11 protein-coding genes are annotated in these 9950 nt (G+C 41.8%); 8 read left to right on the top strand and 3 right to left on the bottom strand.

Translation table 11 applies throughout. From position 1 onward, the window contains the following. Window positions 1–83 precede the first annotated feature (83 nt). The 3 genes from LZG71_RS07675 to LZG71_RS07665 form a co-directional block, all read right to left on the bottom strand. Entirely contained in the window at window positions 84–836 is a 753-nt protein-coding gene (locus LZG71_RS07675) for an SDR family oxidoreductase (RefSeq protein ID WP_233818693.1), read from the bottom strand. A 77-nt stretch (window positions 837–913) separates the two neighbouring features. Beyond that, window positions 914–1261: a YciI family protein gene (locus LZG71_RS07670; RefSeq protein ID WP_233818692.1), complete on the bottom strand. Its 348-nt coding sequence runs from the start codon at window positions 1259–1261 to the stop codon at window positions 914–916. A gap of 173 nt (window positions 1262–1434) precedes the next feature. Next, on the bottom strand, window positions 1435–2805 hold the full coding sequence (locus LZG71_RS07665; RefSeq protein WP_233818691.1) for a DUF6055 domain-containing protein: 1371 nt from the start codon (window positions 2803–2805) through the stop codon (window positions 1435–1437). A gap of 282 nt (window positions 2806–3087) precedes the next feature. Here LZG71_RS07665 and LZG71_RS07660 point away from each other — a divergent pair, with 282 nt between their 5' ends. The 8 genes from LZG71_RS07660 to LZG71_RS07625 all read left to right on the top strand — a co-directional run bounded on the left by LZG71_RS07660 (window position 3088) and on the right by LZG71_RS07625 (window position 9902). Continuing rightward, window positions 3088–5493: a TonB-dependent receptor domain-containing protein gene (locus LZG71_RS07660; protein ID WP_233818690.1), complete on the top strand. Its 2406-nt coding sequence runs from the start codon at window positions 3088–3090 to the stop codon at window positions 5491–5493. 216 nt (window positions 5494–5709) lie between these two features. Next, on the top strand, window positions 5710–6129 hold the full coding sequence (locus LZG71_RS07655) for a DUF1801 domain-containing protein (RefSeq protein ID WP_233818688.1): 420 nt from the start codon (window positions 5710–5712) through the stop codon (window positions 6127–6129). 53 nt (window positions 6130–6182) lie between these two features. Next, the gene (locus tag LZG71_RS07650; RefSeq protein ID WP_233818686.1) at window positions 6183–7043 is read left to right on the top strand and encodes an SRPBCC domain-containing protein; all 861 of its coding nucleotides are present in this window, start codon (window positions 6183–6185) and stop codon (window positions 7041–7043) included. Between the two features lie 219 nt (window positions 7044–7262). After that, window positions 7263–7673: a hypothetical protein gene (locus LZG71_RS07645; RefSeq protein ID WP_233818684.1), complete on the top strand. Its 411-nt coding sequence runs from the start codon at window positions 7263–7265 to the stop codon at window positions 7671–7673. Between the two features lie 118 nt (window positions 7674–7791). Then, window positions 7792–8322 carry an SRPBCC family protein gene (locus LZG71_RS07640; RefSeq protein ID WP_233818682.1) on the top strand — a complete coding sequence of 177 codons (531 nt, stop codon included), beginning with the start codon at window positions 7792–7794 and terminating at the stop codon, window positions 8320–8322. A 57-nt stretch (window positions 8323–8379) separates the two neighbouring features. After that, window positions 8380–8757, top strand: a complete 378-nt coding sequence (locus tag LZG71_RS07635; RefSeq protein ID WP_233818680.1) for a DoxX family membrane protein — start codon at window positions 8380–8382, stop codon at window positions 8755–8757. Window positions 8758–8797: 40 nt separating this feature from the next. Next, window positions 8798–9076, top strand: a complete 279-nt coding sequence (locus tag LZG71_RS07630) for a hypothetical protein (RefSeq protein ID WP_233818677.1) — start codon at window positions 8798–8800, stop codon at window positions 9074–9076. A 295-nt stretch (window positions 9077–9371) separates the two neighbouring features. Further along, entirely contained in the window at window positions 9372–9902 is a 531-nt protein-coding gene (locus LZG71_RS07625; protein WP_233818674.1) for a gluconate 2-dehydrogenase subunit 3 family protein, read from the top strand. Window positions 9903–9950: the final 48 nt, after the last annotated feature.

Genomic DNA, 9950 nt, shown 5'->3' with positions numbered 1-9950 from the left:
GGTCAATATCCACTTTGGATATTGACCCAGCACTTCTTACTTCTTACTTCTTACTGTAAACTATTTACTCGGGACTGCACGTCTCACTTCTTCACCTGCCCATCGAACCACGTTTGAAAATCAATACTACCAAGCTCGGCACCGTCAGCAGGAACAAGCGTCAGATCGGACAATAGCGCTCCAAAATAACGGGCATTTACATCGGCTGTTACTTTTCTTGGATCATTTGACGCAGCCAGATAACGTTCAACCAGCTCCGAAAGACGGATACGTTCAGGACCCGCAATTTCCACAATGTCATTTTGTGGTGTACCTAATGTTGCTTTTGCCATCGCTTCTGCAACATCACCCGAAGCAATCGGTTGCACAAATGCGGGGGACAAATGAACCGTTTCTCCATCGAAACCAGAATTGGCTATACCTCCCAAAAACTCAAAAAACTGAGTGGAATGAACGATTGTATAGGGAATTGGCGATTCTCTGATCAGTTTTTCCTGGGCTATTTTACCTCGGAAATAACCGCTTTCAGCAAGACGATCGGTACCCACAACGGACAGCGCAATGTGATGAGAAACACCTGCGGCTGCTTCCGCTGCAAGCAAATTCCGACCCGAAGTTTCAAAGAATTCCAAAACCGCTTTATCCTCAAATGAAGGAGAATTGGCGACATCAACCACAATCTGCGCACCTGCCAACGCTTCGGCAAGACCTTCTCCTGTGATTGTGTTTATTCCCGAAGCAGGTGAAGCAGCTATTACTTCATGTCCAAGTGAATTCAGTATTGCTACCAGTTTTGAGCCAATGAGTCCGCTTCCTCCTATTACTACAATTTTCATGATTTTATATTTATGTTCGTCAGAACGGATTTAATTCTGATAAGATATTTTTTAAACACAACTGATAATCAACCCTTTCACTGAGGAGGCTGAATAGCCATACGCACCTCCACCACCGCTCCCCATTCAATAATCGGGCAGCCTTTCGCAATCTCCACTGCTTCATCGTAATCATTGGCTCTGATCAAAACCAGTCCGCCAATGGATTCTTTAATTTCCGCATAAGGTCCGTTGAGAACGGTATTATTTTTAATCACCCTTCCGTCCAGATCCCAGCGTTTCGGAGGAGTTACCAATTTGTTTTGCGCCGCAATACTGCCGATCCAATCCTGAAATGGTTTGATAGCAGCCTGCATCTGAGCGGGAGATGGACTCGCATCTTTGCTCGTAATGTCCCTGTGAATGGCAATGAGAAATTCGTTCATGTTGTTATCGGTTTTAAGAATCTATGTTAAAAATCAATGACAATCGGGTTTCAGATATTGGACAAATACAGAGAAATTATTTTTATCTATTTCAAAAACCAACAGAAAAGCCCGTATTAACGCAGTTTTTGCATCAACACGGGCTTTAACTAATTTTCTAAGTCTTCTGCCGACTATTTTTTAACCAAAAGCGATGTTCCTTTCAGTTTGATCTGATAGGGCCACTGCTCCTCCGGTGCAGCCGCCTTCTGACGACCGAAAACAATAGGCCAGTGTTCGGTTGGCGCACCGCTCACAACCAGCCACAAATGCTCTGTATCTTTCGGAACCTTAAATTTCGCTGTCCCTTCTGCTTTGCTAAATGTTTCACTGTACACCCGTTTTCCGTCTTTTTGGTGCGCCACAAAACCGTATCGCCATCCTGCTTTGTCAGTCTTCACCTGGCTGTATCCTTCTGTCCCGGCAATTCCCTTGAAGTTCAGCACCACTTCTTTACCAACTCTTGGTACAGTCAGTTCAATTCCATTGTATCCATAGTTTTGAGGTGCATTGGAAACGGCTACTTTATACCAACCCTCTCCTACGCTGTCAAGTTTGGTTTTATGCTGATTGGCATATTTGCCTGCAACACCTTCAACCCGCTTGATATCCCAGGTAATGAACCTGCGTGAGGCATCGAAAATCTCTTCGTTAAATGCATTCTGATCAATTCCTGTAATGCGCTTGTAAGTTGTTACGGGATCTTCGCCGGCAAGCGTTTCCCGACAAAGTTTGCCAAAAAACTCCTTCCCGTGTTTGTCAGACCAGTATTCCAGAACATAGGGCGAATGATACATATTTGTAGGATGCAGGAAAGCGAAATGTGTTTTTTGCATGAAACTCACCAAATGGTAATTCTCAAAAGTCATCCACTCTGGATAAACCTGCCAAAGCATATATTGCGCCGACATTTCCATAATTGGTCCACGCGGTCCGGTTTTACTATCTGAACTTGCCAGGTATTGAAAAGCATGACCTAGCTCATGAGCCAGCGCGCCATATGGAGCTTTTGCCATACGGACTGCCGGTGTCCACAAAATCCCTACTTTATTTTCAACGCCACCACCATAGGCAGTTTGCTCGTCGCCGCCGATCACGTAAAGGATCACTTTATACTTGTCGGTAAGCGATTTCCCCTTTTGTACGATCTTTAAATCATTAACATAGTAATCATAAAACCGCTCACATTCCTTCAATGCGGCCTGCACATCAAAACGTTTGGTTTCATTGGGATTTTTGAGTGGATCATTGCCAAATTCCTTATTCCAAAAAATGGCAATATTGTCCGACTGCACCATTCTTTCAAAACTATATTCGCTGTCGTTATTGGCGTAATCGTTACTGTCCGGCACGTTCATTACCTTGGCCGGAATATACAATTCCTTTTCAGTGGAGACTTTCCTCGAAACCTCAGATCGGCCACCGGCTAAGAGATTAGCGGACGTGCACATTGCCCCGGTGGAGAATACTGCGATCAGGGTTTTTAATAGTATTTTACTTTTCATTTGTGCTATATAGAGAAATAAAGGTTTTTATCCACTAAATATAACAGCAACTTCTGATCAGCAACCAGCCTCTTCTCGTATAGGTTAAAATCGGAATTATATTGGTTAATCTCAGCAAATTAGAAGGAATTCTTCCAACCATATACAACCTGCCGTCTCAAAAATATCCCATTTATTTTCCTCGAATGCAACATTTGAGAATCGCATGTGTCCTTAGCTCAAAAATTGTACACAACTGTATTTACCTCCTAACAAAAACGGTTTCACAAACCAACACATCGTATGAGAATTTTACTTCTCCTTATGGTTGCTGTCATGGCTGCAACCAGCTATTCGTCAGCTCAGCAAATTAAAATTGCCGGAGCCGTGATGGATTCGGTTTCAAAAAAATCCATTGAATTTGCCACTGTGGGGCTGCTCAAAGGCGGTAAGATCATCGAGGGTACTACCTCCGACACCAATGGAAAATTTTCATTTGCCAATATCGAAATCGGCAAGTATTCTCTTCAGATATCGGTGCTGGGTTACACCACCAAAACCGTTGAAAACATAGACGTTTCAAAGGACAGAAATACAGATGTTGGCTCAATTGCGCTTTCACTCAATGAACGCAAGCTGGACGAAGTAACGGTAACCGAGCAAAAATCACTGTTCGAGGAGCGATCCGACAGAATGGTCTACAATGCCGAAAAAGACATCAGTATAAAAGGTGGCGATGCAACAGATGTTTTGAAAAAAATTCCATCCATAGCCGTTGATATTGAGGGCAATGTCCAGCTTCGGGGAAGTTCCAACATTAAGGTGTTGATCAACAACAAACCATCCAGCATTGTGGCGCGCAGTGTCTCAGACGCATTGAAGCAAATTCCTGCTGATATCATCAAACAGGTAGAAGTAATCACTTCTCCATCAGCAAAGTATGATGCGGAAGGCACAGCCGGAATTATCAACATTATTACCAAGAAAAATAGCCTGCAAGGAACCAACGGATCAATAAGTCCGAATTTTGGTCAGTGGAACAATTGGCAAAATGCGGCGATCAACCACCGGATGAAAAGCGTTTCCATATCCGCAAACGGTGGTTTCAGTGATTGGAAAAACAAAAGAAACATGACCCTTTTGAGATCATTTGAAAATGAAAACGTGACCAGTGATCAGAAACAAACACAATGGATAAACGGTAAAGGGAAAAATTTCTACGGCAACTTAAATGTAGACTGGGACATAGATTCTTTGAACAGAATTGGCGCGGGTTTAAATTACTACAATGGCATCAATACCAATGCGTTCGACATCAATTTTAGAGAAACCAGCCTGGGAAATACCAACCAGTTTTTTCAAAGAGACATGAAACGAACCTATGATTGGAACGGGTCGACAATTAATCTGGATTATACCCGGCTATTTAAAAAACCAAAAAAAGAGCTCACTTTATTGATGATGTATTCCTTTGAAGATGAAGACAGCGATTACTGGTCCAATTTGATGAACGAAGGCAACTCAATTTACTACCGGGAAAAAAGTTACAATCTCAGCGGCAACAAGGAAGGAACAATTCAGCTGGACTTCACCAATCCGCTGGACAGCATCAATACACTGGAAATGGGAAGCAAAGCCATTTTTAGAGGCATTTCAAGCGATTACCGGATTTCCAGTGCTGCGGATGGTTCTAGCAATTTCATAGATATTCCTTCATTGGCCGATATCTTTGACTATTCACAACAGGTTGCGTCGGCGTATATTGTATACAGTCGGACACCTAAAAACAAATGGGGAATCAACCTGGGAGCCCGTTATGAGCATACTTTCATTCAGGCCAATTTCCTGAACCAAACCACGGCTTTTTCAAATACCTATGGCAATTTCATTCCGAATATAAGTTTGTCGCGCAGCTTTAAAAAGGAACAACAAGTGCGTTTCAGCTACTCACAGCGTATTCAACGTCCTCAGTTTTTTTACCTTAATCCCTATATCAATCAGGCAGATTCCAAAAACCAGTATGGCGGAAATCCCTATTTAAAACCGGAACTCACCCATTCTCTTGAAGCCAATTACAGTGTTTCTATCAAACAAACAAGCCTTAATGCATCGTTCTTTCTACGCCAAACCAACAACGCGATTGAGGGTGTAAACTCGGTAGATACGTCTGGCGTTATGTTGCAGTTGTTCAAAAACGTAGCTCAGAATTCAGCTTATGGAGTAAATCTGAGTGCGAATACGAAAATCACTAAACAATGGTCGGTAAATGGTTCGCTCAATCTGTTTTACAATGTACTTGAAAGTGCAGAACTTAAAACCAGAAATGAAGACTGGATGTACCGCATCAATCTGAATTCAACGATTGATCTGGGTAAGGGATTCAAAGCGCAGCTCTTCGGTTTTTACAATTCAGCCAAAGTCAATTTGCAGGGAACTTACGGTGCTTTCGGGTTTTACAACATGGTAATACAAAAGGAGATCCTGAATAAAAAAGGCAGTATCGGTGTTGGTTATGATAATCCCTTTAACCGGAAGATCAGCTGGCGCAACGAGTTTTACGGAGATAATTTTCAACAAATGCAGGATGTATCCATGTTCAGACGGGGCTGGCGAATCAATCTGAAATATGAATTTGGCAAAATGAATAACAATCAGCGCCAGAAGAAAAAAATCAATAACGACGACAAAAAATCTGGTGAGGGAAATTGAAATAACTGACCTGAACAAAATCGAATTTTATCACAACCTTTAAATTACAGAAACACCTGCTGTCCGCTCCGGATCGCAGGTGTTTTGTGTATTAATGACATTTTTAAAGGTCCGAAAAACCTGCATTTTTCTTGCAAAAAATTCTATAAATTTGAGCCAGAGGATAAGTGTAGATTTACCTTCACCTATTTACTAACAAAATCTTTGATTCATGCAATGGCAAAGAACAAAACCGCCGAAACCAGTGTAGATGTATACGACTTTATTAACTTGGTTGATGACGAACAGAAACGCAAGGACAGTTATAGTCTTATTGAGTTGATGCAGGAGGTTTCGGGTCATGAACCTAAAATGTGGGGACCAAGTATTATCGGATTTGGCACATATCATTATCGCTACGAAAGTGGGCACGAAGGCGACGCTCCGATTCTGGGATTTTCACCACGAAAGGCTGCCATTTCACTTTATATCTATACAGGCCTCGAAGAGCATCAATATTTGCTGGAAGATCTTGGGAAATATAAAATTGGCAAAGCCTGTATCTACGTCAAAAAATTAGCCGATATCAATGAAAAAAGCATGATCGCCATCATGAAAAAATCCATTGAATGGGTCAATGAGAAATACCCTGCCTGATTGTAAAATTGACCTCGAAAATTCGCCACTATATTTTCAAACAAAGGAAAAAAATGGAACCACTCGTAGTATCACACACGTATCAAACCTCGCCCGATAAGGTCTGGGATGCTTTAACAAAGCCCGCCGAGATGAAAATCTGGTACTTTTCTGTTCAGAACTTTGTATTGGAAGAAAAGGCCGTTTTTACTTTTTATGAAGTTGAAACGGGAGGCTCTTTTCTCCACAGCTGCAAAATATTGAACATAGTTCCTCTGCAAATTTTCGAACATACGTGGGAGCATCCGTCTCACAGCAAAGGCAAATCCGTGGTGAAATGGGAAATTTCCGCAAAAAATGAAGAGGAAACCACCGTTACTCTCACACATACCGGTATAGAAAATTTTGCTGACGCAGGTCCTGCATTTCTACCAGAAAACTTCCTGATGGGTTGGAACCACATCTTAAAAGTTTCTCTGAGAAATTACTTACATGGTATCGAAAAGCTTGTTTTTGAAATTGATATTAATGCTCCAAGAGAAAAGGTTTGGCAAGTGCTTTGGGGAAAAGAAACCTATGGAGAATGGACCAAAGCATTCATAGACGGATCGTATTTCGAAGGTGAAATTGAACAAGGCAAACGCGTGCATTTGTTGTCACCATCGGGCGAAGGAATGTACAGCGACGTTGTTGTCTTAAAAGAAAATGAACAATTGATTTTTAGCCACATCGGGTATTTGAAAGATAAAAAAGAACTGCCACTGGATAAAGACATGGAAGCGTGGACAGGAAGCCAGGAAGGTTATGAGCTTACCGAAACACCCTCAGGAACACATTTGAGGCTGGAACTCGACAACCAAAAAGAATTCCACGATGAAATGAACAAGAAATTCCCATTGGCATTACGGGACTTAAAAAGGATTGCAGAAGCATAAGTATTAATCCCAATGTCCTGTCTCCCCCCTCACGTTGTCCTGAATTACATCCCGAAAATCCCTCCAAGAGTAGTTAGTTTGTAGTGTGACAAAAAGGCTGTTATCGCTTGTAACTGGACTACCTGGAACACAAACCGGAAACAGTGGGTGGTTAGAAAGTTAACGCCAGCTTTGTTAAATGTAAAAGCAACTTTTGAAAAAACTAAACCAAAAATAACCATGGAAAAATATGAATGGAAGGAGGATGTTCATCTTTTCTGTTACACTGCCAAAAGTTTTCCTGAGGGTATACAAGAGGCTTTTGATACCGTACAACAAAATGTTTCGGATTGCGAAAAACGAGACTGGTATGGCATCTCATATATGAACGAAAAAGGAGAAATTGTATACAAAGCGGCGGTCAACAAACTAAAAGAGGATGAACAACATGAATTTGAAAGTTTTACAATTAAAAAAGGCACATATCTGTCCGAAAACATCACTGACTGGATGAAAGATCCGACGTTGATTGGCGAAGCATTCAAAAAGATGCTTGTCGATCCCCGTCTCGACTATACCTTCCCTTGCGTAGAATGGTATCACACGAACGACGATGTACTTTGTCTTGTGAGAATTACGGATGAAAAATAAGCGAAAAGCCTTTCGGCTGATTTGTAATGATCCTTTGTGAAAAGTAAAATGGCTCCATCCATAGTTAATCGCTGACAGCCAACAGCTATCTAAAATTTAACTTATTAACACCTGAAAAATGAAAATTATCGTAAGAATTCTCGCCGTTATCGCCTCCCTGATCGGACTGGCATTGGTTGCTGCGCTTTTTGTAAAAAACGACTATGACGTACATCGTGAAATTGTCATCAATAAGCCTAAATCGGAGGTTTTCGACTACGCAAAATACCTGGAAAACCAGAAGAACTATAATACCTGGCTAATGGCCGATCCCAACGCAAAAATAGAATCAAAAGGGACAGACGGTACCGTAGGATTTATTTACTCCTGGGACGGAAATGATCAGGTAGGAAAAGGTGAACAGCAGATTAAAAACATTGTAGAGGGAGAACGTCTGGAAACCGAAATCCATTTTATCGAACCGTTTGAAGCCCTAGCTCAGCAGTATTTGCTCACCGAAGCAGCAGGTGCCAACCAAACCAAAGTGACTTGGGGAATGAAAGGCGAAAGCAAATATCCTATGAACTTCATGAACTTGTTCAATGAAGGTATGCTGGGTAAAGAAATGACTAAAAGTCTGGAGAATCTTAAAGCCGTTCTCGAAAAGTAGTACGAGAAGTCAAGCATTTTTAAACATGCATTCAACAATTTAACCTTCATTATTTTTATGAAAATCGCTGTAATAATCATACGTAGTCTGCTTGGCTTTATCTTTCTTGCCTCGGCTGTGGTTGTACTGTTTAATCTTGTTCAGGCTCCTCCGCTCACGGGCAATGTCAAGATTTTCAATGAGGGGCTTATGGCAACAGGTTACTTTATTCCGATGCTGAAAGTGATCGAACTCATTTGTGGAATCGCCTTACTGTCGGGCTTTTTTGTCCCGCTGGCGCTGGTTGTGCTGTTCCCGATATCGGTTCACATCTTTGCCTATCATGCTGTACTGGCACCGGAAGGCCTTGTTATTTCGATCGTGATTCTGGCGGCGAATTTGTTTCTTGCCTGGCACTATCGCAAAAGTTATGAGCCCCTATTCCGGGCCAGATGACGCTTGTTATAAGTTAGCTGATTTTTAAAACTTATTTTTAATGATCGAGATTTTTAAGACCAACGTAACCGATCATTCCATAGCAATCAAAATATCAGAGCTGATCTGTCTGCATTTTGCAGGATACTCGGCTAGTTTCGACCTGGAAGATTGCGACAGAGTGCTCCGGGTACAGTCCGGTAGCGAATTTGTTCCATCGCAGGCGATCATTAAGTTGTTGCAGGGAATGGGATTTTGCGCGGAGATACTATTGGATGAAGGACCTTCGGCGGTTCAAATGATGCTTCATGAGATGAAGTATTATCCGGTTCTTGAATAGGAGTGTGTGTTGAACAAATGAACACAAAATGGTCGGCCTGCTGAGCGAACTCACGCAGGCCGGCCATTTTTTTGACAGCTGCCGTTCAGCTTCAAACCCCGTTTTTATTTCTGAAGTGTTAATTTCGTTAACAGGAATATTTTTAATCAATAACTTACTTAAATTGACTCAATTTTCTCAACAGGAAATAGTAGTTTTAGGAATATTTAATCTTGATTTATTCAAATGTTCTTGTAGCCACTCACTCCGACGGAGTTAAGCAAAAAACCTAAAGTTATTAACCATTTCAAACACGATGAACCGTAGAGAAGCGATTGAAAAAATAACCCTCATGCTGGGTGGCGTTATCGCAGCGCCCCTTATGGCGGGTGCAATGGGCGAAAGACTAAATTTTGGCCCGTCCCTGAATGTATCCGCTGATCAGGAAGCTTTGCTTGCCGAAATTGCTGACGTGATTATCCCGACAACCGGAACTCCTGGCGCAAAAGCTGCTGGTGTAGAGAAATTTATAGTGCGTGTAGTTCGCGATTGTTACCAGCTTGATGAGCAGAAAAAATTCTATGATGGCGTGAGTAAGCTGGATAAAGACAGCCAGGAGGTTTATCAGAAAAGCTTTGTAACACTGGATGCTACACAGAAAAAAGACATGGTAACAAGAGCTACAAAATCTGACAAGCCATTTTTTATTCAAATGAAAGGACTGACTGTTACAGGATATTTCACATCAGAAATAGGAGCTACACAAGCACTCGACTACCTGCCAATACCAGGCCGGTTTGATGGGTCGTGGCCGCTTCCTAAAGGACAAAAAAGCTGGGCAATTTAAAGCTGCACCGGCACTCTTTCATTCCTCAAATCCATCATGAATAACATT

Origin of the sequence: Dyadobacter sp. CY312 (assembly GCF_021390535.1) — a bacterium.
Taxonomy (GTDB): domain Bacteria; phylum Bacteroidota; class Bacteroidia; order Cytophagales; family Spirosomataceae; genus Dyadobacter.
The sequence above is the reverse complement of the archived record's forward strand: the minus strand, read 5'-3'. Positions and strand labels throughout refer to the sequence as shown.

Bases quoted from the DNA above. Each gene is read 5' to 3' on its own strand.
- LZG71_RS07675 (WP_233818693.1), bottom strand. From the start codon at position 836: ATGAAAATTGTAGTAATAGGAGGAAGCGGACTCATTGGCTCAAAACTG.
- LZG71_RS07670 (WP_233818692.1), bottom strand. From the start codon at position 1,261: ATGAACGAATTTCTCATTGCCATTCACAGGGACATTACGAGCAAAGAT.
- LZG71_RS07665 (WP_233818691.1), bottom strand. From the start codon at position 2,805: ATGAAAAGTAAAATACTATTAAAAACCCTGATCGCAGTATTCTCCACC.
- LZG71_RS07660 (WP_233818690.1), top strand. From the start codon at position 3,088: ATGAGAATTTTACTTCTCCTTATGGTTGCTGTCATGGCTGCAACCAGC.
- LZG71_RS07655 (WP_233818688.1), top strand. From the start codon at position 5,710: ATGGCAAAGAACAAAACCGCCGAAACCAGTGTAGATGTATACGACTTT.
- LZG71_RS07650 (WP_233818686.1), top strand. From the start codon at position 6,183: ATGGAACCACTCGTAGTATCACACACGTATCAAACCTCGCCCGATAAG.
- LZG71_RS07645 (WP_233818684.1), top strand. From the start codon at position 7,263: ATGGAAAAATATGAATGGAAGGAGGATGTTCATCTTTTCTGTTACACT.
- LZG71_RS07640 (WP_233818682.1), top strand. From the start codon at position 7,792: ATGAAAATTATCGTAAGAATTCTCGCCGTTATCGCCTCCCTGATCGGA.
- LZG71_RS07635 (WP_233818680.1), top strand. From the start codon at position 8,380: ATGAAAATCGCTGTAATAATCATACGTAGTCTGCTTGGCTTTATCTTT.
- LZG71_RS07630 (WP_233818677.1), top strand. From the start codon at position 8,798: ATGATCGAGATTTTTAAGACCAACGTAACCGATCATTCCATAGCAATC.
- LZG71_RS07625 (WP_233818674.1), top strand. From the start codon at position 9,372: ATGAACCGTAGAGAAGCGATTGAAAAAATAACCCTCATGCTGGGTGGC.